The organism is Acinetobacter haemolyticus CIP 64.3 = MTCC 9819 (assembly GCF_000369065.1).
Taxonomy (GTDB): domain Bacteria; phylum Pseudomonadota; class Gammaproteobacteria; order Pseudomonadales; family Moraxellaceae; genus Acinetobacter; species Acinetobacter haemolyticus.
The window spans coordinates 1-26,082 of the sequence record NZ_KB849808.1 but is presented as its reverse complement, the minus strand read 5'-3'; the positions used below and the strand labels follow the sequence as shown (position 1 = coordinate 26,082).

The 26,082-nt window shown below is 40.1% G+C and carries 23 protein-coding genes; 13 read left to right on the top strand and 10 right to left on the bottom strand.

All coding sequences use genetic code 11. The features are described 5' to 3' along the window. The first annotated feature begins 74 nt into the window (after positions 1 to 74). Complete coding sequence (locus tag F927_RS13745) at positions 75 to 1,028, top strand: TerC family protein (protein WP_005086084.1); 954 nt, start codon at positions 75 to 77, stop codon at positions 1,026 to 1,028. Between the two features lie 43 nt (positions 1,029 to 1,071). Here the strand turns inward: F927_RS13745 and F927_RS13740 are convergent, their stop codons facing one another. Then, complete coding sequence (locus tag F927_RS13740) at positions 1,072 to 1,677, bottom strand: nucleotidyltransferase family protein (RefSeq protein WP_005086083.1); 606 nt, start codon at positions 1,675 to 1,677, stop codon at positions 1,072 to 1,074. A gap of 181 nt (positions 1,678 to 1,858) precedes the next feature. Between F927_RS13740 and guaD the strand changes: the two genes are divergently transcribed. The 3 genes from guaD (at position 1,859) to F927_RS13725 (ending at position 4,404) form a co-directional block, all read left to right on the top strand. Next, a complete protein-coding gene (guaD, locus tag F927_RS13735; RefSeq protein ID WP_004637324.1) occupies positions 1,859 to 3,175 on the top strand; it encodes a guanine deaminase in 1,317 nt (438 codons plus the stop codon). Between the two features lie 225 nt (positions 3,176 to 3,400). Next, positions 3,401 to 3,928, top strand: a complete 528-nt coding sequence (gene hpt, locus F927_RS13730; RefSeq protein ID WP_005086082.1) for a hypoxanthine phosphoribosyltransferase — start codon at positions 3,401 to 3,403, stop codon at positions 3,926 to 3,928. Positions 3,929 to 4,152: 224 nt separating this feature from the next. Further along, complete coding sequence (locus tag F927_RS13725) at positions 4,153 to 4,404, top strand: GlsB/YeaQ/YmgE family stress response membrane protein (RefSeq protein WP_004637321.1); 252 nt, start codon at positions 4,153 to 4,155, stop codon at positions 4,402 to 4,404. Between the two features lie 53 nt (positions 4,405 to 4,457). On the opposite strand, the gene F927_RS13720 is transcribed toward F927_RS13725, so the two are convergent. The 6 genes from F927_RS13720 to rpmH form a co-directional block, all read right to left on the bottom strand. Further along, entirely contained in the window at positions 4,458 to 5,156 is a 699-nt protein-coding gene (locus F927_RS13720; RefSeq protein ID WP_005086081.1) for a DsbC family protein, read from the bottom strand. Between the two features lie 134 nt (positions 5,157 to 5,290). Continuing rightward, the gene (gene mnmE, locus F927_RS13715) at positions 5,291 to 6,646 is read right to left on the bottom strand and encodes a tRNA uridine-5-carboxymethylaminomethyl(34) synthesis GTPase MnmE (protein WP_005086080.1); all 1,356 of its coding nucleotides are present in this window, start codon (positions 6,644 to 6,646) and stop codon (positions 5,291 to 5,293) included. A 91-nt stretch (positions 6,647 to 6,737) separates the two neighbouring features. After that, the gene (gene yidC, locus F927_RS13710) at positions 6,738 to 8,498 is read right to left on the bottom strand and encodes a membrane protein insertase YidC (RefSeq protein ID WP_005086079.1); all 1,761 of its coding nucleotides are present in this window, start codon (positions 8,496 to 8,498) and stop codon (positions 6,738 to 6,740) included. A gap of 2 nt (positions 8,499 to 8,500) precedes the next feature. Next, entirely contained in the window at positions 8,501 to 8,824 is a 324-nt protein-coding gene (gene yidD / locus F927_RS13705; RefSeq protein ID WP_005086077.1) for a membrane protein insertion efficiency factor YidD, read from the bottom strand. A 9-nt stretch (positions 8,825 to 8,833) separates the two neighbouring features. Further along, positions 8,834 to 9,229 carry a ribonuclease P protein component gene (rnpA, locus tag F927_RS13700; RefSeq protein ID WP_004637316.1) on the bottom strand — a complete coding sequence of 132 codons (396 nt, stop codon included), beginning with the start codon at positions 9,227 to 9,229 and terminating at the stop codon, positions 8,834 to 8,836. A gap of 27 nt (positions 9,230 to 9,256) precedes the next feature. Beyond that, positions 9,257 to 9,391 carry a 50S ribosomal protein L34 gene (gene rpmH / locus F927_RS13695; protein ID WP_000831329.1) on the bottom strand — a complete coding sequence of 45 codons (135 nt, stop codon included), beginning with the start codon at positions 9,389 to 9,391 and terminating at the stop codon, positions 9,257 to 9,259. Positions 9,392 to 10,061: 670 nt separating this feature from the next. On the opposite strand from rpmH, the gene dnaA reads away from it, so the two are divergent. The 4 genes from dnaA (at position 10,062) to gyrB (ending at position 16,357) form a co-directional block, all read left to right on the top strand. After that, positions 10,062 to 11,456, top strand: a complete 1,395-nt coding sequence (dnaA, locus tag F927_RS13690) for a chromosomal replication initiator protein DnaA (RefSeq protein WP_005086074.1) — start codon at positions 10,062 to 10,064, stop codon at positions 11,454 to 11,456. Between the two features lie 112 nt (positions 11,457 to 11,568). Further along, a complete protein-coding gene (gene dnaN, locus F927_RS13685; RefSeq protein WP_004637312.1) occupies positions 11,569 to 12,717 on the top strand; it encodes a DNA polymerase III subunit beta in 1,149 nt (382 codons plus the stop codon). Between the two features lie 27 nt (positions 12,718 to 12,744). Next, positions 12,745 to 13,839 (top strand): DNA replication/repair protein RecF, encoded by a 1,095-nt coding sequence (gene recF / locus F927_RS13680; RefSeq protein ID WP_005086072.1) that lies wholly within the window; start codon positions 12,745 to 12,747, stop codon positions 13,837 to 13,839. Positions 13,840 to 13,888: 49 nt separating this feature from the next. Beyond that, entirely contained in the window at positions 13,889 to 16,357 is a 2,469-nt protein-coding gene (gene gyrB, locus F927_RS13675) for a DNA topoisomerase (ATP-hydrolyzing) subunit B (RefSeq protein WP_004637310.1), read from the top strand. Between the two features lie 88 nt (positions 16,358 to 16,445). Here the strand turns inward: gyrB and F927_RS13670 are convergent, their stop codons facing one another. Beyond that, a complete protein-coding gene (locus F927_RS13670; protein ID WP_004637309.1) occupies positions 16,446 to 17,003 on the bottom strand; it encodes a VTT domain-containing protein in 558 nt (185 codons plus the stop codon). A 333-nt stretch (positions 17,004 to 17,336) separates the two neighbouring features. Further along, the gene (locus F927_RS13665) at positions 17,337 to 19,265 is read right to left on the bottom strand and encodes an ATP-binding cassette domain-containing protein (protein ID WP_005086070.1); all 1,929 of its coding nucleotides are present in this window, start codon (positions 19,263 to 19,265) and stop codon (positions 17,337 to 17,339) included. A gap of 229 nt (positions 19,266 to 19,494) precedes the next feature. Here F927_RS13665 and F927_RS13660 point away from each other — a divergent pair, with 229 nt between their 5' ends. The 4 genes from F927_RS13660 (at position 19,495) to erpA (ending at position 23,398) form a co-directional block, all read left to right on the top strand. Beyond that, positions 19,495 to 20,496: a putative solute-binding protein gene (locus tag F927_RS13660; protein WP_005086068.1), complete on the top strand. Its 1,002-nt coding sequence runs from the start codon at positions 19,495 to 19,497 to the stop codon at positions 20,494 to 20,496. A gap of 141 nt (positions 20,497 to 20,637) precedes the next feature. Further along, a complete protein-coding gene (locus F927_RS13655; RefSeq protein ID WP_005086066.1) occupies positions 20,638 to 21,648 on the top strand; it encodes a putative solute-binding protein in 1,011 nt (336 codons plus the stop codon). Between the two features lie 288 nt (positions 21,649 to 21,936). Then, positions 21,937 to 22,941 carry a putative solute-binding protein gene (locus F927_RS13650; protein ID WP_005086064.1) on the top strand — a complete coding sequence of 335 codons (1,005 nt, stop codon included), beginning with the start codon at positions 21,937 to 21,939 and terminating at the stop codon, positions 22,939 to 22,941. 121 nt (positions 22,942 to 23,062) lie between these two features. Beyond that, complete coding sequence (erpA, locus tag F927_RS13645) at positions 23,063 to 23,398, top strand: iron-sulfur cluster insertion protein ErpA (RefSeq protein WP_005086061.1); 336 nt, start codon at positions 23,063 to 23,065, stop codon at positions 23,396 to 23,398. A 54-nt stretch (positions 23,399 to 23,452) separates the two neighbouring features. Here erpA and F927_RS13640 read toward each other — a convergent pair whose 3' ends face one another. Continuing rightward, positions 23,453 to 24,586, bottom strand: coding sequence for an anhydro-N-acetylmuramic acid kinase (locus F927_RS13640; RefSeq protein WP_004637302.1), 1,134 nt, complete (start codon positions 24,584 to 24,586; stop codon positions 23,453 to 23,455). Between the two features lie 61 nt (positions 24,587 to 24,647). Here F927_RS13640 and tyrS point away from each other — a divergent pair, with 61 nt between their 5' ends. Further along, complete coding sequence (tyrS, locus tag F927_RS13635; RefSeq protein WP_017394710.1) at positions 24,648 to 25,880, top strand: tyrosine--tRNA ligase; 1,233 nt, start codon at positions 24,648 to 24,650, stop codon at positions 25,878 to 25,880. The last annotated feature ends 202 nt before the right edge of the window (positions 25,881 to 26,082 follow it).

Below are 26,082 nucleotides of genomic sequence, written 5' to 3'. Positions count from 1 at the left end.
CAGATGTTTTTTTTTAATTCATCTGGCAACTGGTCAAGGTTTTTTTATGTCCATTTGCCAGATAGGGAGTAGTGATGGAAACTATCGGCAATTTATGGCTATACCTTGCCTTTTTTGGCATTGTGTCGGTGATGTTAAGCATCGACTTTTTAGGTTTTAAACAGAAGCAAAACCAAAATGTTCCTTTTAAACAAGCTGCTTATTGGAGTATTGCTTGGGTCACTGCCGCCATACTGTTTGGTGGTGCATTGTGGCTGTATCTCCAGCAAACGGTTGGGGTGAACATTGCCAATCAAAAAACCATGGAATACTTCGCAGGCTATTTACTTGAGAAGTCCTTAGCAATCGATAATGTCTTCGTTTGGCTCATGATCTTTGCTGCTTTCACGATTCCACCTGCTTTACAACGCAAAATCTTGCTCTATGGAGTTCTCGGCGCAATTGTACTTAGAACCATCTTTATCTTTATTGGCGCTTGGTTCGTTCAAGAGTTTTCATGGATTCTTTATATCTTTGGTGCTTTCCTCGTTTACACCGGCTTTAAATTTCTTAAAGGGCAGGAGGAAGAAAGCAATATCGAAGACAATGCTTTACTCAAATGGTTACGTAAACACCTACGCATTACACCTCAACTAGAAGGCAATAAATTCTTCGTCCGCCGGAATGGACTTTTGTGGGCGACGCCGCTATTTTTAGTATTAGTACTGGTCGAAGCTTCTGATGTCATTTTTGCTGTGGACTCGATTCCTGCGATTTTTGCTGTAACGACTGATCCATTCATCGTTTTAACTGCAAACTTAATGGCAATTTTAGGCTTGCGTGCAATGTTCTTCTTACTCGCTGGCGCAGCAACCAAAATGCATTATTTACCTTATGGCTTAGGTATTATTTTATTGTTTATCGGTACGAAAATGTTGTTGTTGGATGTGTTCCACATGCCGATCTGGATCTCACTCGGCTTTATCATCTTGGTATTGAGTATTACGGCGTATCTATCGTTACGTCACAATAAACATCAAGCGGAATAATTAAAAAGCATATCAAATGGGTCTTCAATGAAGGCCCTTTTTTCTATTCAGGTATTGTGTAATTTGTTATTGGATCAACCCATTGTAATTTAGGCCATTGTTGCAACCATTTTTTAGAATTTACACGCTGCTTAAAAGTTTCATAACTTACTAATGCAGCATTCCAACGCAATCGTAATTCAAATAAATCTTCTAAACCAAAAGGTGCAACGAATTCCAGTTCTCCTATACAATCAAAACGAATAGCAATTGCCGTTGCTGTTTCAGGCCATAACGATAAAGCATGTTCAATCGATGATATTGGCTGAATTTGCTCACCATTTTCCTTACGATACCATGTATGTACCAACGCCTGATTCACCACATCCCATTGCTGCTGAGGGAAGAATTCTTCTAATTTTTGCTTTAATCGCTGCTGTATCTGGTTGTTTCGTTCTTGCTCATCGTAATAAATTACATCAATTTCGCTATTTTTTAAGTTAAAAGTCTGATCATGTAAACAAGCCCAAACTGTATTGCGAAGCACGCCTGCACTTATATAAGCTTGCGGCTCGATCCATGCAAGTTGTTTTAACATTTCACAAAGTTCAGGGGTATTTAAGATTATATTAGAGAAAAGTTTTCGATAGTGTATTTGATGCAGCGCCATTGTTGTTTAGATCCCTAAATTATCCATACAGTTCTTGATCTTGACCTTAAAGTAAAGTGAATTGACTCAAAAAATTTAATCACATTTATACACTTTTTAGTCGCTTAATTTAGGCGAATATTCCAGTAACTTGGACAAAATCAGGTACAATCAACCGAAAAAAGTAAAACTGTAGGTTGTTATGACGTTGGCTACTCCGATCACGGTTATTCGTGGTCGCTTCTTAGATATTCAAAAAACTGTTTCCCAAGCGACTGAAATCGCAGACCAAGTCCGTTATATCGAAGATGGTGTTCTGATCACTGAACAAGGCAAAATTCGTTGGTTTGGCACTTGGGATGCGGCTCAAGATCACCTGCCTACAGATGTTGAGATTCAACATTATCCAGATCAATTGATCATTCCTGGCATGATTGACACCCATATTCACTTTCCACAAACAGAAATGGTCGGTGCCTACGGTGAACAATTACTCAGTTGGCTCAATACCTATACGTTCCCAACTGAAATCCAGTTCAAAGACCAAGCCTATGCCGAAGAAATTGCAAAATTCTTTGTGCAGGAATTGCTTAAAAATGGCACCACTACGGCACTGGTGTTTTGTACTGTTCATCCTGAGTCTGTGAATGCTTTATTTGAAGCCGCAGAACAGTACCAAATGCGTTTAATCGCAGGTAAAGTCATGATGGATCGTCATGCACCTGAAGCACTGTGTGACACTGCAGAGAGCGCCTATGATGATTCTAAGGCCCTGATCGAAAAGTGGCATGGCCAAGGCCGCGCCTTATACGCGATTACACCACGATTTGCACCAACCTCTACACCAGAACAGCTAGAAAAAGCAGGGCAGCTTAAAGCAGAATATCCTGATGTTTATGTACATACCCATTTAAGTGAAAATAAAGATGAAATCGCATGGGTTAAAGATTTATTCCCAGCGCAAAAGGGCTATCTCGATGTCTATCATCATTATGGTTTAACGGGTCAGCGTTCGGTATTCGCGCATTGCGTACATTTAGAAGATGCAGAATGGCAATGCATGCATGAAACTGACTCTGCAATTGCCTTTTGTCCAACGTCAAACCTGTTCTTAGGTAGTGGCTTATTTCCATTAAAGAAAACTTGGGAACAACAAGTCAAAGTTGGTTTGGGTACAGATATTGGGGCAGGGACTTCATTTAGCTTATTACAAACCGTCAATGAAGCCTATAAAGTGCAGCAGTTACAAGGTGATAAACTCTCTGCTTTTGAGTCGCTGTATCATGCAACCTTAGGTGGTGCAAAAGCACTTGATCTCGATGATAAGCTCGGCAATTTCAATATCGGTAAAGAAGCGGATTTTGTCGTGCTAAATCTGCAAGCAACGGCTTTACAACAACTACGTCAATCTCGTTCTAAATCAATTGATGACAGCTTATTTGCGCTGTTTACTATGGGTGATGACCGTAATATCGAGGCAACCTATATCTATGGACAAAAAGCCTATAGCGCCAACTAGAGTATTCAATAAGCGTAGGATTGGATTGATCATCTTTGCCATGAGCTGCGCAGTTTTGTTGAAGCGAGACAGTGCTTCACGGCAAAATGATACATATTCTTCATCATCAAAAGATGCATGAAAACTCATTTTGTTTTAAAATTCTCACATTAACTCAAGATTTCGAGGTGTTGCAGGTCAACACCTTTTTTATTTTCCCATTTTTAAAGTTTTAGGAATCTATCGATGACTGTTGCGATGTGCGTAATGATTTCCAGTGAAGAGATCCAAGCCAAAGTGAAAGAGCTAGGTGAAAAAATCAATGCACACTATGCTCAAAGTGATAAAGAACTGGTATTGATTGGTTTACTGCGTGGCTCAGTCATCTTTATGGCAGATTTATGCCGTGCGATTGAAAAACCGCATGAACTCGATTTTATGACCGTTTCAAGCTATGGTGGTGGTACCACTTCTAGTCGTGACGTCAAAATTCTGAAGGACTTGGATGGTGAAATTCACGGTAAAGATGTATTGGTGGTCGAAGACATTATTGACTCAGGCAATACACTCAACAAAGTCATTCAAATGTTGCAAACGCGCAAGCCCAATTCAATTGAATTGTGTACGCTGGTGAGCAAACCATCACGCCGTGAAATTGATTTAGAAGTCAAATTCTTAGGTTTTGAAGTCGAAGATCGATTTATTGTGGGCTATGGTCTCGATTATGATCAAAAATATCGTCATCTTCCATTTATCGGTGAAATTGGTCTTTGATCAATAAAAAATCTGTATTATCGGTGCTTGAACTGCCCATGCAAAAGTAACTCAAGCACCTGTTTAGCGGCGATTTCGTCGCTTTTTTATTTTTAGATCCTAATTAAAAATATCTCAACACTGCACAAAAATACGACATAAATAAGCAATCCGCTACAGACAAAAGCTCTCCTCATCAAGCAGGATAACTACAAATACTATTGTTAAAACAAGGAGAAATAACAATGTGGTCTCTAATTGTAGCAATTGTCGTTGGTTTCTTTGCGGGTTTAATTGCACGAGCGCTCCATCCAGGTGATGACAAAGCTGGCTTTATTGTTACCACTTTACTCGGTATTTCGGGTTCTTTATTGGCAACCTATGGCGGCCGATTACTCGGCTTATATGGTGAAAATTCAGCGGCTGGATTTATTGCATCTGTGGTCGGTGCTGTGATTATTTTATTCATCTACAACCTCGTTACCAAGAAGAGCTAGAGGCATAGAAATCACTCCCAATTCATGATTGTTATGAATTGGGAGGTTTATATTTATAGTCCCAATTCCTTCCAAATCATTTGAATATCTTCAGCACTACGTCCCCCCACCATCTTTAAGCCATTTGAAAAAATCAAAGTCGGTGTGCCATTCACGCCTAATTTACGTCCTAAAGCTAGGTTTCTATCAATTGGATTGGCACAGGTTTTTGCTTTAGGTTGAACATTTTTTTGCAGTAAATTTTTCCATGTATAGGATGGATTTGCATCGCACCAAACTTGCTTAGAAACAGCGATAGATTGCGGTTTTAAGGCATAGATAAAGGTATAAATCGTTACATCATTGAGCTTATCCAGTTCTGCTTCTAATTGCTTACAGTACGGACAGTTTGGATCTGAAAAAATAGCGAGCTGACGTTTACCATTCCCTTTGACCGTTTTAATTGCATCTTGTAAAGGGAGTTTTTGCCAATCAATTGAATTTTGCTTAAGTACTAAATCTTTTGTGAGATTTTTTTGGTCTTTTAAACGCACCATTGAACCGATAAACATATGCTCGGCATTTTCATCGAGGTAGATGATTTGATTATCTAGATTTGCACTATATAAACCCGTCATTTCAGTGGCTTGAATATTGGTCACTTGGATATCGGGATAGTTTTTATTTAGATTACTTTTTAAGGTTTCCACATTGGCTAAACTCATCATAGAAACACAGCCCAATAATGAGAATATCCCAATTTTTTTTAACATGACTGACACTCGAATCAAAAATCAGCCGCTATTGTAATCCGTCTCACAAGGCTATACAGCACGACTTACTGAGTCACAACCAAAATCAAACCAATACCCGAGATGTTTCACGTGGAACACTTTTCTAATTGGAATCATTTCCCAATACAAAACGAACCAAAGATTTTTCCGAGCAGATCATCCGCACTAAAATCACCAGTGATTTCACCGAGGGCGTTTTGTGCCAAACGTAAAGACTCTGCAACAAGCTCACCTGCATTAAATACCACAAGCTGCTCACGAGCCTCTGCCAAATAGCGCTGAGTGCGCTTCATTGCGTCTAGATGACGCGTACGGGCAATAAAGGTATCTTCTTCGGGCTGGAAGCCTGCATGCGCTGTAATCGCATCTATGAGCACCTGAACCCCCATATCCTGTTTTGCTGAAACCCGAATGTGGCGGAAACCTTGATAATCCGTCATTTCTGCTGGTTGACCCGTTAAATCGCATTTATTTCCGATCAACAATAACCGTTTCGGCTCAAGATGATCTGCAAAATATTCATGTGCCAATTGCAACGGTTCATCACCTTGATTTAAGTCGTATACCAACAGTAACAAATCCGCTTGCTCAATCTCTTTGATCGCTCGGCGAATACCTTCGCGTTCAACAACATCACCTGTTTCGCGTAAACCAGCCGTATCCGTTAAAGTAATCGGCAGGCCATTCAAACTGATTTTTTCGTGTAAAACATCACGTGTGGTACCCGCAATATCGGTCACAATGGCACGCTCATGTCCAGCCAATGCGTTTAATAAGCTCGATTTTCCAGCATTCGGTTTACCTGCGATCACGACTTGCAAACCTTCACGTAACAATTGACCTTGACGCGCCGATTGTTGTACGGCCTTGACAGAATCTTGTACATCATCCAATAACGCTAGAATTTTACCATCCGCTAAAAAATCAATTTCTTCTTCTGGAAAATCAATCGCGGCTTCCACATGCAAACGCAAGTGAATCAATTTTTCTAAAACGGTATTAATTTTAGTTGAAAAAGCACCTTGTAAAGAACGTACCGCTGAACGTGCTGCTGCCTGTGAGGTTGCATCAATCAAATCTGCAATCGCTTCTGCTTGAACCAAATCCATTTTGCCATTTTCAAAGGCACGCATGGAAAATTCACCCGCCTTTGCAGCTGTCGCACCTAAATCAAGCAAGCGCGCCAACAATGCATTTTGAATCACAGGACCACCATGTCCTTGGATTTCCACCACATCCTCACCGGTAAATGAATGTGGATTTGGAAAACACAAGATAATGCCTTCATCCATCACTGAATTATCTACATCATAAAACTGGCGAAAAGCCGCCATTCTTGCAGTAGGTAGTTGTTTTTGTGTGAGTTGTTCGGCAATCATATAAGCCTTCGGTCCAGAGAGACGAATGACTCCCACACCTCCACGACCCAACGGTGTAGCAATCGCAGCAATTGTGGTTTGATGTTGCATATTTTTCACTTCACAACCCTAAAATTCAGCCAAATAAAAATCCGCTTAAGATTACCATCTTAAGCGGATTTATTCAGTAAAAGTTGGAGAATTAAGACGCTGACTCAACCTTGTTGAGACGATCTTTTTCTACACTCTTATTGATAAATGACTGTTGCAGAATCGTAATGGCGTTGTTGACAATCCAGTAAAGGACTAAACCTGCTGGGAAGAACAACATAAATACCGTAAAGATGATTGGCATCAAACGGAAAACCTTTGCCTGCATTGGATCAGTCGGTTGTGGATTGAGCATTTGCTGCACATACATGGTAACCCCCATGAGTAGCGGCAAAATAAACCAAGGATCCATCGCCGATAAATCTTGAATCCATAGCAACCAAGGTGCATGACGTAATTCCACACTTTCCATGAGTACCCAATACAGGGCAAGGAAAATTGGCATTTGCAGTAACAACGGCAAACAACCCGATAATGGATTTACTTGTTCACGCTTATACAATGCCATCATTTCTTGAGAGAAACGCATACGGTCATCGCCAAACTCTTCTTTCATGCGTTGCATTTCAGGTGCAATGACACGCATTTTTGCCATCGAACGATAGCTTTTCGATGAAAGTGGCCACAAAATCAGCTTCACTAAGATCGTCAAAAGAATAATTGACCAACCCCAGTTCCCCACGATGTTATGGAAAAATTGCAAGCCAAGGAACAATAGTTTTGCAATCGGCCATAACCAACCATAATCTACGGTTTGATTTAAACCTACAGCTAAATCTTTCAGCTCAGACTGGATCTTTGGACCTGAATAGAACTTTGCATCAACTTCCATCGACGTACCTGCAGGCACATTAATGGTCGGAGAAGTAAAGCCAATAATATTCATCTTGTCCGCAGACTGACGTGATTCTAATTTAGCAGTATATGGCTGACCATCCGCTTGCGTCAGTTTTAAATTACCTGGAATCCATGCACTCACGAAATAGTGCTGAACCATCGCAACCCAAGCATTTTTCGCATCAAGATTTAACTTCTCATCAGAGAAGTTTGAAAACTTGAGTTTATTGTAATGTGCATCAGGTGTACCCCATGCGCCACCCAAGAAGGTCCCTAAGGTAAAGATACCTTGGTCAGATTTACCTGGATCATCTGAGTTATCACGTTTTAACTGACCAAACATTTGACCTTGCCAGTTTTGCTGACTGCGGTTAACGACTTGGTGTTTAACGGTAATTGGATATTCACCTTGAGTGAAAGTGAAAGTTTTAATCACTTCAACGCCTTCAGGTGTTTTAAAGACCAATGGAACAGTCAAAACTTGACTGCTTGCACCATCTGTCGTCGCCACTTTTTTGGCATCTTCCATTGTATATGCTGTTTTTTCAACATCATACATTGGACGACCATTTCGGCTGCTATCTGGTCCATTTAATCCAATTAAGCCTGATTGAGCGACGTAAGTACGGTTCGCATCATTTTCCAGCATGACAAATGGTTGATCACCATTTTTGCTTTGATCATGGCTCAATAACTCAATACGAACAATGTCACCACCTTTTGGATTAATCCAAAGATGATAGAGATCGGTTTGTACTGAAATCAGTTGCTGATTCACAGAGGTAGTTTCTGTGGCTTGTTGTGATGCAGTCACATTTGCTTGTGGCAAGTCTGAAGCCGCTGTTGCATTTTGAGCATTTGGCAAATCTGCAGACACATCATGTGCACTGACCACTGCCGCTTGTTGTTGCGGAGCTGGTGCAGCATGACCATAATCTTTTTGCCAAGCCAAAATAAGCAAATATGCGGTAACAAACATGGCTCCAAGAATTGCAAATCTGGCCCATTGTTGCATAACTAATATCCCAAATGATTAGAGAAATTTTGCTTACATAAACGATCACGAAAGGGTACAGCAACGTGATGCATTTGAGAATCTATTTGATGAAACGAAATAAAACGAACTGCTTTAGGCGGCACTGGGTCATAACCCGACCCTCCCCAAGGATGACAACGACAAACGCGTTTAGTTGACAGCCAGACTCCTTTAACTGCCCCATGCGTTTGTAAAGCTTCTATAGCATATTGAGAACAAGTTGGAATATAGCGGCAACGTGGCCCCAATAATGGACTTATTGCGATTTGGTAGCATCTTATCAACCAATGCAGGATACGTACCATTGGAGATCTCTAATTTTGGAGGGCGGTGGTAGCGACTTTTGAATGCTTTTTTGCTAAACGTTGTAATTTTTGCCAAGCAAAATCTAATTGTTGATGTAATTCTTGATTTGAAATTGTGTCTATACCTACTTTAGGCATTACCACAATATCGATATCAGCATTAAATTGTGCTTGATGTAAACGAAAGCTCTCACGAGCAAGACGTTTTACCCGATTTCGTTCATGTGCACGACGCACCTTTTTTTTAGCAACGACAATACCCAAACGGCTATTTGGCTGTTCGGTTAATTTTGCTAAAAAAAGGAAATGGGGCTGATGCACTTTAAAAAGCGCACCATCAAATACACTTTTGTAATCTGCAGCACAACGAATACGAAATTCAGTGCCAAAACTGTAAAGTGTCATCACCCAAATCTGGTCAGCTTAACAGTATTAAACAGTTAAGCTATGACGACCTTTCGCACGACGACGAGCTAAAACCTGACGACCAGCTTTAGTTGCCATACGAGCACGGAAACCATGAACGCGTTTACGCTTTAATTCAGATGGTTGGAAAGTACGTTTCATATCGAAACTCCCAAAATGATCTTTCTATAAAGGTCCGCGATTTTATTGTGCAATGTTTACGCTGTCAATCAAAAATCAAAAACTTTACATTTTATCTTGTACTTTTTCTTTCATATTTTGGTCGTACACTTTCTTCTCTATTCTTGAAAACAAAAAACATACACAAGCTATCTATTTAAATTATATCAACAATAAGATATATTCACAGCCTATCCATAGACTTACCCACAATAAAGCAAATGTTTTAAATTTATTCTTTGGATTTTGAATTTAAATTTCGATATGCTCAGTTATCCACACTTCGGGTTCGATTTATAAATAAATTCAAATTTTAAAATTTAAATTTATTACTATTAGGGTGGATATTTTCTGTGGAGAACCACATATTTTCATCATTAAACATATGGTTACCTTGTGGGTAACTCTGTTTTTATTGATTTTATAGATTGTGGATAACTTAGTGGTTAAAACTATCCACAGGATGTGCTAAAAGTTATTCACAAGTGCTTTGAATTTAAATTTAATTCACGAATGCTTTCTTTTTCATCGAAAGTATCTGAAATTTTCCTGACAGATGTGGATAACTTGGTTAGAATGGCGACCCCTTCGGAATGCAAGGGTGGTGGTTTTTTGTTTTTTAAATTTAAAAATGGATAAATAGGGGATGCACATGCTCTGGACAGACTGCTTAACTCGCTTGCGACAAGAGCTATCTGATAACGTCTTTGCAATGTGGATTCGTCCTTTGGTTGCGGAAGAAGTTGATGATGTGATGCGGTTATACGCACCTAACCCCTATTGGACGCGTTATATCCAAGATAATCATCTTGAGTTGATTTCTATTTTGGCTGAGCAATTGTCGGAAGGTCGAGTACGCCAAGTCGAGATTTTGGTTGATTCGCGTCCTGGTACTATTCTAGCGAGTAGTGAACAACCTGCGACCACAACTGCTGCATTGAATACAAGTACTCCAATTCCGACAAAAATAAAGAAAGAGGCTGATTTGGTACAACCGAGCCAAAATGCCAACAAGATTCCTAAGAAAAGACAACTCAATCCATTATTTACTTTTTCACTATTTGTTGAAGGTCGCTCTAACCAAATGGCAGCAGAAACCTGCCGTAAGGTTTTAACCCAGTTGGGAGCTTCACAACATAATCCATTATTTTTATATGGACCGACAGGTCTTGGTAAAACGCATCTTATGCAAGCTGTAGGTAATGCTTTACTGCAAGCTAAACCCAACGCTCGTGTGATGTATATGACTTCTGAAAGTTTTGTGCAGGACTTTGTTAGTTCATTGCAAAAAGGAAAAGTTGAAGAGTTTAAAAAGAATTGCCGTTCTTTAGATTTATTATTGGTTGATGATATTCATTTATTAGCAGGTAAAGAAGCGAGCTTGGTTGAGTTCTTTTACACCTTCAATGCTTTACTGGATGAATCAAAGCAAATCATTTTGACTTCAGACCGTTATCCAAAAGAGTTGACTGAACTAGACCCGCGTTTAGTTTCCCGTTTTTCTTGGGGATTGTCAGTGGGAGTTGAACCACCAGACATCGAAACTCGTATCGAGATTTTGTTAAAAAAAGCTGAAAATAGTGGTGTAGATTTACCTCGAAATTGTGCTTTATTTATTGCCCAACAAGTGGTTGCCAATGTACGAGAGCTTGAAGGTGCACTGAATAAAGTCGTAGCGATCTCGCGTTTTAAAGGGACTGCAATCGATTTGGATGTGGTACGAGAATCGTTGAAAGATGTCTTGGCAATTCGTGCGAGAACCATTAGTGTGGAAAATATCCAACGTGTAGTAAGTGAGTATTTTCGTATTCCATTAAAAGAATTGATTGGACCTAAACGCACACGTATTTATGCTCGACCTCGTCAGTTGGCAATGGGGTTGGCACGTGAATTGACAGGGGATAGTTTTCCTGAAATCGGTATGGCTTTTGGTGGTCGTGACCACAGTACTGTAATGCATGCCTGTGAAAAAGTTGTCAGTTTGCGAGAAGAAGATCCAATTTTTAATGAAGACTATAAAAATTTACTACGTTTGTTGCAAAGTTAGTTTTGAGCATTATTGCAACTGACTCTATTTTCCTAGTTGCAAACTATTTTTAAGTGCAGCATAGTACACTGCTAATATTCGTAATCAGCTTCCGTTGTAAGAGGAATAAACCGTGCGTTTGAAAATCGCTAAAGAAAGTTTAGTCAATGTTTTATCTCATGTGGTGGGGGCTGTAGAACGTCGTCATACATTGAATATTCTTTCGAATGTCAAAATTCAAACTACACCGCATGCGTTAACCATTACAGGTTCTGATTTGGAAGTTGAGTTAGTGGCAAGCACAAATTTAGCCGAAGGTGCGTGTTTGGAGCCGGGTGAAACCACTGTTCCTGCGCGTAAATTGGTCGAAATTTGTAAATCTCTACCTACAGCAGCCTTGATTGATCTACAAATTACGGAAGATCAGCGCTGTATTTTAAAATCAGGTAATAGTCGTTTCGTTTTGGGCACCTTGCCTGCTGAAGATTATCCTTTGCTCACCACTGAAAATAGTCAGGGGACACAAGTTCAAGTGACCCAACGTGAGTTAAAACGCTTATTTGAAAAAACAGCGTTTGCTATGGCGGTTCAGGATGTACGTTTTTATCTCACAGGTACTTTGCTAGAAATTGATCAGAATCAATTGCGAACTGTAACAACAGATGGGCACCGTTTGGCATTGTGTGAAGTTTTAGCTTCTTCGACTGCATCCGCTCCAATGCAAGCAATTGTACCACGTAAAGCTGTTGGTGAATTACAACGTTTGCTGAGTATCGAAGATGAACAGTTGACCCTGTTGATTGGTCGTGAATTATTAAATGTGACCATCAACACGCCGAGCCGAGACAAAGAGCAGAGCGATATCACAGTACGTTTTACCACGAAGCTGATTGATGGTAAGTTCCCAGACTATCGTCGTGTGATTCCAAGAGGTGGCGATAAGCATGTTCTCATCGCACATGATGTTTTCAAACAATCCTTACAGCGTGTGGCGATTTTGAGTAATGAAAAACTGAGAGGGGTTTTCTTAAACTTCAATCAAGATTCATTACAGTTACGCGCCAATAACCCAGAACAAGATGAAGCTGTTGAAGATTTGGCTATCCAGTATCAAGATGCGCCTTTAGAGATGTCCTTTAATGCCCAATATATTTTGGATGTATTGAGTGTTCTTGATGGGGATGATGTAAGAATGAGCATGACCGAAGCAAATCAATCGGTGCTTGTACAAGATCCTGCTCATCCTGATCAAACTTATGTTGTGATGCCAATGCGTGTTTAATCAACATTGATCATTTGAGTTTAAGGCATGCAAATTACGCGTTTAAATATCGAGCGTGTACGAAATTTAAAAGCGGTTGCACTCACTGAGTTGCAACCGTTTAATATTTTTTATGGAGCCAATGGTTCTGGAAAGACCTCAATTTTGGAGTCGATCCATTTGTTGGCTACTGGTCGTTCATTTCGCACTCATATTCCAAAACATTACATTCAGTATGAGGCTGATGATGCGATTGTCTTTGCACAATCAGTTCATGAGCGGATGGGGATGCGAAAACTGGCTTCTGGTGAACAGTTGATTAAAATCAATGGTGATACCATTGCAACACAAGGACAATTAGCCAAGCGATTACCATTGCAACATTTAGATCCACAAAGTACCGATATTATTGATCAAGGTGCCAAGCCTAGGCGACAGTTGTTAGATTGGTTGATGTTCCACGTGGAACCTGAGTTTTACTTTGCTTGGCAATATTATTCTCGCGCACTTAAGCAGCGTAATAGCTTACTTAAAACACGGCGGAATTTGACCTTGGCTGATTTGGAGCCATGGAACAAAATGTTGAGCGATTATGGTGAAATTTTGCACTCGCAGCGAGTCGGTATTTTAGAGCAATGGAATTTATTTTTTAAGGAAGATTTAAAGCAACTTTTGCCTGATATCGAAATCGAATTGGAATACCATGCAGGGTTTCATACTGAGCAAGGGCTATTGCAAGATTTAGTACAGCAACATCAAAAAGATTTGGATCGACGCTATACTGAGTATGGGCCGCATCGTGCTGATTTACGCTTAAAAACCAAGGGCGATGCCATGCGCAGTGATGCTGCTCATGTGTTATCACGAGGACAAAAAAAGTTGTTAATCATGGCATTAAAACTGTCACAAATTGCAATGCTACATGCGAGTAATAAGGAAACTGTGGTATTATTAGATGATCTGACAGCAGAGTTAGATTTAGCTGCACAACAACGCTTAATGGAGCGATTGAGTCAATTAGGAAGTCAGGTTTTTATGACCACCTTAGACCATACGTCGGTATTAAAACACTTACATGATTTGTCGATTTCTTTTCAATTGTTCCATGTTGTTCACGGTCAAGTCAGTCCTGCTGCGCCATAATTTTATTTCCTCATTTTTGGATAGATTCGATATTTACTAGGGAGTAACCATGAGTTCAGAGTCTCAATCAGTCTCTCAAACAGAACAAACAAATGAAAAGGCTTATGATTCCTCTAGTATTAAAGTATTACGTGGATTAGACGCGGTTCGTAAACGTCCTGGCATGTACATTGGGGATACTGATGACGGTACAGGTTTACATCACATGGTATTCGAGGTGGTGGACAACGCCATCGATGAAGCATTGGCAGGACACTGTGATGAAATTTTAGTCACGATTCATGAAGATGAATCAGTGAGTGTTTCGGATAATGGTCGTGGTATCCCAACTGATATTCACCCTGAAGAAGGGGTTTCTGCTGCAGAGGTGATTCTTACGATTCTGCATGCAGGCGGTAAATTTGATGACAATAGTTATAAAGTTTCAGGCGGTTTGCATGGTGTTGGTGTTTCAGTCGTAAATGCCTTATCCAGTAAATTGCAACTGACGATCCATCGCGCTGGGCAGGAACACCAGCAAGAATATCATCATGGTGATCCACAATATCCATTACGCGTGATTGGTGAAACTGATCGTACGGGTACGATTGTGCGTTTTTGGCCAAGTGCTGAAACCTTTAGTCAAACCATTTTCAATGTCGATATTTTGGCGCGTCGTTTGCGTGAGTTATCATTTTTGAATGCGGGTGTCCGCATTGTATTGCGTGATGAACGTGTCAATCTTGAAAATGTCTATGACTACGAAGGTGGTCTATCTGAGTTTGTTCGATATATCAACGAAGGTAAAACGCATCTCAATGAAATCTTTCATTTCACTACCGATGCAGATAATGGCATCAGTGTGGAAGTGGCGTTGCAATGGAATGATAGCTATCAAGAAAATGTACGTTGTTTTACCAACAACATTCCACAAAAAGATGGTGGTACACATTTAGCTGGTTTCCGTGCAGCATTAACCCGTGGCTTAAATAGCTACATGGAAAATGAAAACCTGCTCAAAAAAGAAAAAGTTGTGGTGTCTGGGGATGATGCCCGTGAAGGCTTGACGGCAATTATCTCAGTTAAAGTGCCTGATCCTAAATTCTCTTCACAAACCAAAGAAAAGTTGGTGTCGAGTGAAGTGAAACCTGCGGTTGAGCAGGCGATGAACAAAGAGTTTTCTGCCTATTTGTTAGAAAACCCGCAAGCTGCGAAATCAATCGCTGGCAAGATTATCGATGCTGCTCGTGCTCGTGATGCGGCGCGTAAAGCACGTGAAATGACTCGTCGTAAGAGTGCTTTGGATATTGCAGGTTTACCAGGTAAGTTGGCAGATTGTCAGGAAAAAGATCCAGCTTTGTCTGAACTATATCTGGTCGAGGGTGACTCTGCGGGCGGGAGTGCTAAACAAGGTCGTAACCGTAAAATGCAGGCAATTTTACCGCTGAAAGGTAAAATTCTAAACGTTGAACGTGCGCGTTTTGACAAGATGATTTCAAGTCAAGAAGTGGGCACTTTAATCACGGCGTTAGGCTGTGGTATTGGTCGTGAAGAATACAATCCTGACAAATTACGTTATCACAAAATCATTATCATGACCGATGCGGACGTGGATGGTTCACATATTCGTACTCTGTTGTTGACCTTCTTCTTCCGCCAAATGCCTGAGTTGGTAGAACGCGGTTATATTTATATTGCTCAACCGCCATTGTATAAATTGAAAAAAGGCAAGCAAGAGCAATATCTTCAAGACAATGAAGCGCTTGAAACCTTCCTTATTTCAAATGCAATTGATGAGTTGGCGTTACATGTGAGTGCGGATGCACCTGCGATTAGTGGGGAAGCATTGGCGAGTGTGATCGCAGATTATCAAGTTTCACAAAAGAGCTTACAGCGTTTAACACAACGTTATCCAGCAAGTTTGTTAGATGGTCTGTTAGAACTAGATGCATTTAAAATCGATCATAACCACGAACGTGAGTATGTTGAAACTTGGGCAGAGCAATTGCGTTCAGCCATTGAAGCATTGCAGCCGAACCTTCGTCCTGAAATCAGTTTAGAAGCATTTGAGCGTGAAAATGCTCAAGGTGAGAAATCAGCACATTATTGGCCACGTGTCACGGTGTACGTCCATAACTTACCGCATGCTTATTTATTAGATGCTGGATTATTAAATTCAGCAGAATATGCGCGCTTACTTAAAAACTCAAAGAGCTGGTTTAAGTTACTTGAAGAAGGGGCTTACTTACAGAAAGGTGAGCGTCGTATCCAAGTGGCAAGTTTCCATCAGGTTTGGCAGCATATTTTACAAGACTCTCGCCGTGGCATGATGATTCAACGCTATAAAGGTTTGGGTGAAATGAATGCTGAGCAACTTTGGGAAACCACGATGGATCCTGAAAATCGCAATATGTTGCAAGTGACCATTGATGATGCGATTGAGGCGGATCGTATGTTCTCATGTCTCATGGGTGATGATGTTGAACCTCGTCGTGCCTTCATTGAAGAAAACGCACTCAATGCAGATATTGACGCTTAAATTCTGGATGTAAAAAAAGACGATGCCTTGGAGCATCGTCTTTTTTTTGAAAACTAGCAGGGAAGGTTTCACGTGGAACACTAAAGGATTAACTATCTACCAAATCACTCACTTGAATAATCGCGTGACCAAATAAATAACCTGCAGTAACTAGAACACTGATCCACAGCAACGCACCTAGGATATTGTAAACTACAAAGTGCGTATAATTCATATTGCTTGAACCTGCTGCTAGCGGTGCAAATGAGCGTGCAAAAGGAATGAAGCGGGCAAGAAGGATAGTTTTCCCACCATGCTTTAAGAAAAACACATTGGTTTTTTGTAGGTATTCTTGTTTGATGAAGCGAGATTCTGTATTGAAAATTCGATCACCAAAATGGCGACCAATATGGAAATTCACCATATAACCCAATGCAGCAGCGAAAAAAAGCAGTGTAATCATATAGCCAAGATGCATAATTTCGACTACTGAACACAAAGCGCCAACAGCAAGTAATAGGCTATCACCGGGTAAGAAGAACATGAAAACAAAAGCTGTTTCAGAAAAAATAATCAGAAAGAGAATAGCGTAAATCCATAAACCATATTCTTGAACTAGGATTGGCAGGAAGTGTTCGAAATTAAAAAGAAAGTCTAAAGAGTTCATTCAGTTTGTAGTGTCCCAAATAACGTACTCAGCAAATTGCAGTACAAAAAATATTAAACGAATCTAACCCTCAAGATTCATTCGTAGGTGATAACATTACAATAATGGGGCTTGAGTATATCTAGCCTGAAGCCAAAGCTCAATTTTTTGAGAAAATTCAAATTTTAATCGAGATTAAAAAGTGAGATAAAAGAATAACATTATTCAATACAGATTTATGTTACGGGCATGTTGATTTGAGCTTGGGAACAGGCTTAAAGGTTTTTAAATATCTACATGTATCTAAGATCCATATATTTCTATGCAGTAAATATATGGATCTATATTTTTAAATTAATGCGTAAATGACGCTTCTAATTCTTCTAACTCCATCATGAAGGTGAGCAATTGTTCTTCATATTGCTCTAGTTTGTTTTTTAATTCACTTTGTTCATTCATGAGCTTGATTAAATCATCTTTGCGATTAGCTTCGTACAATGCACTATCAGCCAATGCATGTTCAATATCGACTAAACGAGGCTGAATCTTTCCAATTTGAGCTTCGACTTTTTCAATATTTTTACGCAAAGGACGGGTGACTTCACGACGTCGAGCAGCTTCTTTACGTTGTGCTTCTTTATCAACTTTCACGCTGCTTGCTTGTTGATTGGTCGCTTGTTGTTGTAATGCATTTTGGGCATTGATTTGTTGTTGACGTGCTTCTCGTAACCATTTTGCATAGTCTTGTAGGTCACCATCAAACTCAGTACAACGCCCTGCATGTACTAACAATAATTCATCACAGACACTGGCAATGAGTTGGCGTTCATGTGAAACCAGTACCACAGCGCCTTCGAAATCTTGTAATGCCATACTGAGTGCATGACGCATATCTAAATCTAAATGGTTAGTGGGTTCATCCAAAATTAAAACATTTGGACGTTGCCAAACGATGAGTGCTAAAGCCAAGCGCGCACGTTCGCCACCAGAGAAGCTTTCACATGGTGTATCCATACGTTCGCCACTAAAACCAAACCCACCCAGAAAAGCCCGTAATGATGCTTCACTGATTTGTTTATCCGCAATCCGTGCAAGTTGCAACATCGGACTGGCATTGGCATCTAAAGCATCCATTTGATACTGCGCAAAGTAACCAATATTGAGTAGTTCAGATGCTTTACGTTCACCAGACAATAATGCTAAATCACCCACTAAAGTTTTGATCAGTGTTGATTTACCAGCACCGTTCATTCCTAATAAGCCAATACGTGAGCTTGGCGTGATTTGTAAGCGAATTTTTTCTGCAATGATTTTGTCGCTATAACCAATACTGGCTGCATCTAAACTTAATAGCGGAGAACTCATTTTGGTCGGTTCTCGGAAGCTAAATGTAAAGGGCGTATCTACATGGGCTGGAGCAAGTTGTTGCATTCGTTCTAGTTGTTTGATTCGGCTTTGCGCTTGACGTGCTTTGGTGGCTTTCGCTTTAAATCGATCAATAAATTTTTGTAAATGTGCACGAGTTTCTTGCTGTTTCTCAAAAGCTTGTTGTTGTTGTGCTAAACGTTCACTGCGGGTGGTTTCAAAAGTTGAATAATTACCTGTGTACAGGGTCAATTCTTGGTTTTCGATATGCAGGATATGATCAGTAATTGCGTCAAGAAAATCACGGTCATGAGAAATAAGAACCAGTGTCCCCTCATAAGCTTTGAGCCAGTCTTCTAACCACAAGATAGCATCTAAATCTAAATGGTTGGTCGGTTCATCTAGTAGTAAGAGATCTGAACGACTCATCAAAGTACGTGCTAAGTTTAAACGCATGCGCCAACCACCAGAGAAACTGGCGACATTTAAGCTTAATTGATGATCTAAAAAGCCTAAACCAGCCATCAATTGAGCCGCTTTTGCAGGAGCGACATAACCATGAATCTCATCAAAACGCCCATACAGTTGGGCTAGATCATCGTTACTCAATTGATCGGGGTGAGCTAATCTTTCTCTGATACTCCAGTATTCCTCATCGCCTGAAAGAACAAAGTCAAGCGCAGGCATTTCCAAGGCCTTAATTTCTTGTGCCATGTGCGCAACTGTCCATACCGCAGGACGGATTAAGTTACCTTCGTCAGCAACCAAATCACCCAAGAGCGCTGCGAATAAGGTCGATTTACCAGCACCGTTTACACCCGTTAAGCCAATTTTCCAACCTGGATGAAGTTGCATAGAGGCCTTTTGAAATAAAATTCGGCCACCACGGCGTAGTGAAACTTGGTCAAACTGGATCATAAGTATGCAGCATAGCGAATAGATAGCAGCATTTTAAGGGCTATCCCAATGAATGCAAACTTTTCTACAGCAATCGAAAAAGAGCTTTAAAAAAGTGTGATGAATATGATTAAAACTGATAATAATCCGATGTATGTATATAAAAATACTGTTAATTTGATCAAAATTTGACTATATTGATTTTGCATTGATGGAAAAACATGCAGAACAGTACAGAAGGGAAAACAAGATGAAAAAAGGACTTTGGTTATTGGGGGCTGCGGCTTTATTTGCGATGAGCTCACAAGTACAAGCAAAACAAAAAGTTTGTGTATTCGATTTATTAGGAAGAGCAGGTGAGTCTTATAAACTTCTTGAAGAATGGCGTCTTTCTGCACAAACATGGAAAGCAAATATTGAACTAATTCCTTATCAGGATGAGGAAAAAGCGGAACGCGATTTTGACCAAGGACGTTGTGATGCAGTGTATATGACCTCTATGCGTGCGCGAAAATACAATAAATTTGCGGGTTCGATTGATGCTGTGGGTGCAGTCACTAGTAATGCAATTGCACAAAAAGCGATTTCATTTGTGCTCGATAAACGTAATCAACACCGTTTAGTGGCGACTTTCAATGGTGAGAAATTTGAAGTTGCAGGGATTATTCAAGTTGGTTTAGCTTATATTTTTGTGCGTGATAAAAATATTAATACCATTGAAAAGGCCAAAGGCAAGAAATTCGCATATTTACATTATGATCAAGCGCAAAAAGCCATCGTGGAAAGTATTGATCTGGTTGCAGTACCCTCTAATATTTCAGACTTCGTGCAAAAATTTAACCGTGGCCAAGTGGATGTAATTGCTGCACCTGCTTATGCTTATAAACCTTTAGAGATTAACAAAGGTTTAGCAAATGGTGCTTTGTTTAATTTTCCAGTCGTAAATATCACAGGAGATTTGATTATTCGCCCAGAAAAATTTCCTAGTTCTTTTGGCGCGCAATCACGTCAGTGGTTTGTTGGAAAATTACCAAGTAACTTTGCGATGGTACAACGTTTAGAAGCGGGTATGGATGCAGCTCGTATCAATTTATCGAATGAAGATAAAGTTCGTTACCAAAAAATGTTACGTGATGGGCGAATGAATTTGACCAAAGAAGGTGTATACGATGCAACCATGATGAATGTGTTGAAACGTGCGCGGTGTACGGTTGAACGAACAAATTTTGAATGTTCTTTAAGCGGTGAATAAACCATAATCTGGTTAAAAAATGACAAAATGTAGCAATATTGACACAAAAAATAGAGTACTAACTCTATTTTTTTCCATAAAACATGATTAATATTTGCCTTGTACAAGGAGACAGACATAAGTTTGTAGAAGGAAGAAAAAATGAAAAAAATTGCGTTCGCTGCGATCACCGCATCCATCATGGGTTTTTCTGCGTCAGCTCAAGCAAACAAAGTAGACGTATGTGTATTTGACTTATTGGGTAGATCTGGTGAGTCATTCAAAATGATGCAGGATTGGGCATTGGCTGCTAAGGGTTGGGGCGCTGATGTAAATTTGGTTGCATTGACTGATGAAGCTGTTGCAGATAACAACTTCAAAGCTGGTAAGTGTGACGCTGTAGCAATGACTTCAATGCGTGCACGTCCATACAATAAATTTGCTGGTTCAATTGACTCATTAGGTGGTGTAACGAGCAATGAAATTGCGCAACGCGCAATTACGTTTGTATTAGATGCACGTAATGCTGCTAAAATGACCACCAACTTAGGAAACAATAAATACGAAATCGCTGGTATTGCACCTTTAGGTTCTGCGTATATCTTTGTGCGTGATAAGAGTATCAACTCAATTGAAAAAGCAGCAGGTAAGAAATTTGCTGTGCTTGGTTATGATGATGCACAAAAAATCATGGTACAACGCGTAGGTGCGCAAGCCGTACTTTCAGATATTTCTAACTTTGCTGCTAAGTTTAACAATGGTCAGGTAGATATGGTGGGTGCGCCTGCTTATGCTTATAAACCATTAGAATTAAGCAAAGGTCTAGGTACCAATGGTGCGATGTTTAACTTCCCTGTCTTGCACGTAACTGCAGATTTAGTGATTCGTCCTGAGAAATTCCCAGCAGGTTTTGGTCAAAAGTCACGTGATTGGCATGTAAAACAATTGCCGAAAGCATTTGCAATGATCAAGCGTTTAGAAGCGGAAATTCCTGCAAAATACAGAATGGATTTAAGTGCTGAAGACAAACTTAAATATCAAAAACTATTACGTGATGGTCGTATGGATTTAACCAAGCGTGGTATTTATGATGCCAGCATGATGTCTGTTTTAAAGAAAGCACGTTGTTCAGTTGATAAAGCGAACTTCGAATGTGCATTACCTGGTGAATAATCCAGAATTGCAAAAAAGCATACTTAAAGCCTAGATTTATCTAGGCTTTTTGTTTTTTTGATTATGTCATTAAGGTCATTGTCTTCATGACGAAACACCGTGATGATAGAAGCATAAAAATCAGATGAAATCGTGATGATTTAAAAATATGTTTGATCAGGATGATGAAACAATACCGAATTTAAACATATATTCATTTGAAAGCCTTTATCTGAGGGACTTCATTTGTTCTTCACAAGCTTAAGGTTATGCAACAACACTCAAACTAGATGCAAAGGAAAAAATAACATGCAATGGTTTAAAACAATTTTACTTGCGTCAAGCATCGCCACTGTTTCTGCCGCTACACAAGCAAAGCAAACCCTTTGTGTATTTGATTTAGTGGGTCGAAATGGTGATGTCTATGCTTTGATGAAAGACTATCAGATTGCTGCGAAATCGTGGGGTGCGGACATTGAGTTGCGTGTGGGACAAAATGAAGCTGTACTTGCAGAAGATTTTAAGGCTGGCAAATGTGATGCTGTCAGTATCACGGGCATGCGTGGTCGTCAGTTTAACCAATTTACAGGATCACTCGACGCGATTGGCGCGATTACAGACCTAAAATTTGCAGTCAAAGTTATGCAAGGCCTAGCCAGTCCAACCTTTGCTAAAGCAATGGTGAACGGTCAATATGAAGTGGTGGGCGTTATTCCTGTCGGGGATGCTTATTTGATGGTCAACGATCGTAATATTAATACGGTCGCGAAGGCTGCAGGCAAGAAAATTGCTGTACTAGATTATGATGATGCTCAAAAAATTATGGCAGCTCAAGTGGGTGCGCAAGCGGTAAGTTCAGATGTGACTAACTTCGGGGCAAAATTTAACAATGGTCAGGTTGATATCATTGGCGCACCAGCTGCTGCATTTAAACCACTAGAGTTACATAAAGGCTTAGGTACAAAAGGTGCGATTGTAAATTATCCAATTTTGCAAGTAACGGGAAATATTATTATTCGTTCCGATAAATTCCCAGAAGGTTTTGGGCAAAAATCCAGACAATGGGTGAGTTCTCAATTACCACGGGCCTTTGATATTTTAGGCAAAATGAAAGCTGACATTCCACAAAAGTATTGGATGGAAATACCAGCTTCTGACAAACCTGGATATCAGAAATTAATGCGTGAGGCACGTATTGATTTAACCAAACGCGGTATCTACGATAAGCGTATGATGAAGTTATTATGGCAATTCCGTTGCCGTGAAGATGCCAAGAATTTCGAGTGCGCTTTACAGGACGAAAATTACAAATAATCTTGTGAAAAAGTCTGTAACGACACTTTAAAAGTTCAAAGACCGACCCGATATTAGGTATGCTATACTAAATATTGGGTCTTTTATTTATGAAAGACATATTGAAGTCTGAGGAACATCCATGACCGCCCAAGCTCTCGAATTGTCAGATAATGCTGCTAAAAAAGTTCGCCAACTGCGCGAAAGTGAAGGTAATAATGACCTGATGTTACGTGTTTACGTCACGGGTGGAGGTTGTTCTGGTTTTTCGTATGGTTTTAACTTTGCTGAAACGGTCAACGAAGATGATGCGGAATTCAGCAATGGCGATGTCAAAGTTTTGGTTGATTCTTTAAGTTATCAATACTTAGTGGGTTCAGTGGTTGATTATTTAGAAGGTCTGGAAGGCTCGCGTTTTGTGGTGCAAAACCCGAATGCAACGACCACTTGTGGTTGCGGTTCGTCATTTTCAATCTAAGATAGATTTGTTTAAAAGCCTCTCGATGAGAAAGTCTGAGAGGCTTTTTTATGCTTAGACCGCCGTAATTGTTCCTAAAATACGATCACCAGATGCACCTGTAACCGTAGCTAAATTACCACTCAGTTGTTGAATAAAGCGCATTGCTAGCCAAGCAAATGCTGTTGCTTCTACCCATGTTGGGGCTAAACCTAAAGCATCCGTCGTTTGGACTGACCAATTATGCTTACGTAAACGCCAACGTAGTTGTTCTAGCAAATGCGAGTTATAAGCGCCACCACCACAGACATAAACTTCACCTGTTGGCATTAAATCTTTGCTTCTATAAATGGCTTTTTTAATGGCACGTGTGGTGAGTTTCATCAGCGTTGCTTGCACATTCTCTGGGGTATCTTCCAGTTCATCATAGTCGAGATCATTGCGCCAATCACTTATTTGGTCATCGAGCCATTCTAAATTAAAGTCCTCTCGGCCTGTGCTTTTAGGTGGTTCTTTAGCAAAAAATTCATGATTTTGTAAGCGATCTAAAAGTGAACGAATCGGTTGTCCGTAAGCTGCCCAATCGCCATTCTCATCATAAGCATTTCCAGTATGACGTTGGCACCATGCATCCATCAGAATATTGGCTGGGCCTGTATCGAAACCATAAACGGCATTTGGATTGTTTGCAGGCAGCATACTGACATTGGCAATACCACCTAGATTGAGAATGACACGGTGAATGCTGTCATGTTGGAATAATGCTTGGTGGAATGCTGGAACCAAAGGTGCACCTTGCCCACCTGCCGCCATATCGCGACGACGGAAATCTGAAATGACAGGAAGTTGAGTAATTTCAGTAATGATGTTGGGATCACCAATTTGTAAGGTAAAACCATATTCAGGACGATGGCGAATAGTTTGCCCATGTGAACCAATGGCTTTAATTCGTGATCGGTCTAAACCGTTCATTTCAATCAGTTGATTGACACCCTGTCCAATCATTTGTGCCAATGCAACATCTGCTTTTCCCATACGATCAATTTCGTTATCGTCTGGTAGCGTTAATGCCATCAACTCATCACGTAATTCTGGATCAAATGGGACGGTCAATGTGGCGTGCAAAGTTAAAGGTTCGAATGAAGTTGCAACAATATCAACACCATCCATGCTCGTGCCAGTCATTACACCAATATAGATTGCGCTCATAAACAACTTCCCCTGCAAGATGTTGAAAAAATGTTAGTATATCGCACAAATTGAATAACTGATGTGTTTAGGTTTTGTGATGTCAAATTTCTTGCCCGCCGAAGAACAGCTTGCTCTCATCCAACGAGGCACGCATGAGATTATTTCTGAAGAAGATTTACTGAAGAAACTCAAAGAGAATCGTCCACTGCGTGTAAAAGCAGGTTTTGACCCTACGGCACCTGATTTGCACTTAGGACATACGGTTCTCATCAATAAATTAAAAACCTTCCAAGATTTAGGGCATGAAGTCACTTTCTTGATTGGTGATTATACTGCGATGATTGGCGATCCATCTGGGAAAAGTGCAACGCGTCCGCCTTTGTCTAAAGAACAAGTTCTTGCTAACGCGAAAACCTATCAAGAACAGGTCTTTAAAATCTTAGATCCAAATAAAACCAAAGTTCGTTTTAACTCAGAATGGTTTAATCAAAGAACGGCAGCTGATTTGATTCAATTGGCGAGCCAACAAACCGTATCGCGTATGTTAGAGCGTGATGACTTCACCAAGCGTTATAACAATCATCAACCGATCGCAATTCATGAGTTTTTATATCCATTAGTACAAGGTTATGATTCAATTGCGCTTGAAGCAGACGTCGAGTTAGGCGGAACAGACCAAACTTTTAATTTGCTGATGGGCCGTACCTTACAAGGTCGTTATGGTCAAGAATCACAAGTGTGTATTACTGTGCCAATTCTTGAAGGTTTAGATGGCGTCAATAAGATGTCTAAATCTTTAGGCAACTATATTGGTGTATTTGACACACCAGGTGCGATGTACCAAAAAATCTTGTCGATGCCAGATAGCTTGATTGAACGTTACTTTGATCTACTCAGCTTTAAGTCACTCGATGAAATCAAAGTCTTGCTTGATGAAATGGCTGCTGGTCGTAACCCACAAGAAATTAAACGTATTTTGGCGCTTGAGCTGGTTGAGCGTTTCCATGATGCAGAAGCGGCTGAAAATGCACATAAGAGCGCAGGCAACCGTGTAACAGAAGGCGAAGTACCCGAAGACACACCAGAAGTAATCATTTCTCGTGGTGAGTTTGGTGGTGAGTTATTTATTGCAACCATTCTTCGTGTTACAGGTTTAAACCCAAATGCAGCATCAGCTAAAGATGCGGTGGGTCGTGGTGCTGTTAAAGTCGATTGGAATGTGGTCGATATGAGCTATTCTGTAAAAGAGAATGTCACTTTAATCATCCAATCTGGTAAAAAAGCCATTGCACGTGTGACTTTCACCGATTAAACCATAAAGAAAAAAATAAAAAGCAGGCCATGAGCCTGCTTTTTATACATAAATAGATGATAAAAACAACGAAAACACTAGTTTTGTAGAAAAAAGAAACATGCAAAAGGAAATAATAAGAAAAGGGGTTGTGTTGGGTTGTGAATGCTGTAGAATGCACATCCATCGGCGGTGATGCAGATAAAAACTTGTTGATAAACAA

Excerpts from the sequence above, each read along its gene's own strand:
- dnaA (WP_005086074.1), top strand. The coding sequence starts at position 10,062 with ATGCTCTGGACAGACTGCTTAACTCGCTTGCGACAAGAGCTATCTGAT.
- rnpA (WP_004637316.1), bottom strand. The coding sequence starts at position 9,229 with ATGACACTTTACAGTTTTGGCACTGAATTTCGTATTCGTTGTGCTGCA.
- F927_RS13665 (WP_005086070.1), bottom strand. The coding sequence starts at position 19,265 with ATGATCCAGTTTGACCAAGTTTCACTACGCCGTGGTGGCCGAATTTTA.
- mnmE (WP_005086080.1), bottom strand. The coding sequence starts at position 6,646 with ATGCAACATCAAACCACAATTGCTGCGATTGCTACACCGTTGGGTCGT.
- F927_RS13655 (WP_005086066.1), top strand. The coding sequence starts at position 20,638 with ATGAAAAAAATTGCGTTCGCTGCGATCACCGCATCCATCATGGGTTTT.
- yidC (WP_005086079.1), bottom strand. The coding sequence starts at position 8,498 with ATGCAACAATGGGCCAGATTTGCAATTCTTGGAGCCATGTTTGTTACC.
- F927_RS13725 (WP_004637321.1), top strand. The coding sequence starts at position 4,153 with ATGTGGTCTCTAATTGTAGCAATTGTCGTTGGTTTCTTTGCGGGTTTA.
- recF (WP_005086072.1), top strand. The coding sequence starts at position 12,745 with ATGCAAATTACGCGTTTAAATATCGAGCGTGTACGAAATTTAAAAGCG.
- guaD (WP_004637324.1), top strand. The coding sequence starts at position 1,859 with ATGACGTTGGCTACTCCGATCACGGTTATTCGTGGTCGCTTCTTAGAT.
- gyrB (WP_004637310.1), top strand. The coding sequence starts at position 13,889 with ATGAGTTCAGAGTCTCAATCAGTCTCTCAAACAGAACAAACAAATGAA.
- F927_RS13640 (WP_004637302.1), bottom strand. The coding sequence starts at position 24,586 with ATGAGCGCAATCTATATTGGTGTAATGACTGGCACGAGCATGGATGGT.
- F927_RS13745 (WP_005086084.1), top strand. The coding sequence starts at position 75 with ATGGAAACTATCGGCAATTTATGGCTATACCTTGCCTTTTTTGGCATT.
- F927_RS13670 (WP_004637309.1), bottom strand. The coding sequence starts at position 17,003 with ATGAACTCTTTAGACTTTCTTTTTAATTTCGAACACTTCCTGCCAATC.
- erpA (WP_005086061.1), top strand. The coding sequence starts at position 23,063 with ATGACCGCCCAAGCTCTCGAATTGTCAGATAATGCTGCTAAAAAAGTT.
- rpmH (WP_000831329.1), bottom strand. The coding sequence starts at position 9,391 with ATGAAACGTACTTTCCAACCATCTGAATTAAAGCGTAAACGCGTTCAT.
- F927_RS13650 (WP_005086064.1), top strand. The coding sequence starts at position 21,937 with ATGCAATGGTTTAAAACAATTTTACTTGCGTCAAGCATCGCCACTGTT.
- F927_RS13660 (WP_005086068.1), top strand. The coding sequence starts at position 19,495 with ATGAAAAAAGGACTTTGGTTATTGGGGGCTGCGGCTTTATTTGCGATG.
- yidD (WP_005086077.1), bottom strand. The coding sequence starts at position 8,824 with ATGGTACGTATCCTGCATTGGTTGATAAGATGCTACCAAATCGCAATA.
- F927_RS13720 (WP_005086081.1), bottom strand. The coding sequence starts at position 5,156 with ATGTTAAAAAAAATTGGGATATTCTCATTATTGGGCTGTGTTTCTATG.
- hpt (WP_005086082.1), top strand. The coding sequence starts at position 3,401 with ATGACTGTTGCGATGTGCGTAATGATTTCCAGTGAAGAGATCCAAGCC.
- F927_RS13740 (WP_005086083.1), bottom strand. The coding sequence starts at position 1,677 with ATGGCGCTGCATCAAATACACTATCGAAAACTTTTCTCTAATATAATC.
- tyrS (WP_017394710.1), top strand. The coding sequence starts at position 24,648 with ATGTGTTTAGGTTTTGTGATGTCAAATTTCTTGCCCGCCGAAGAACAG.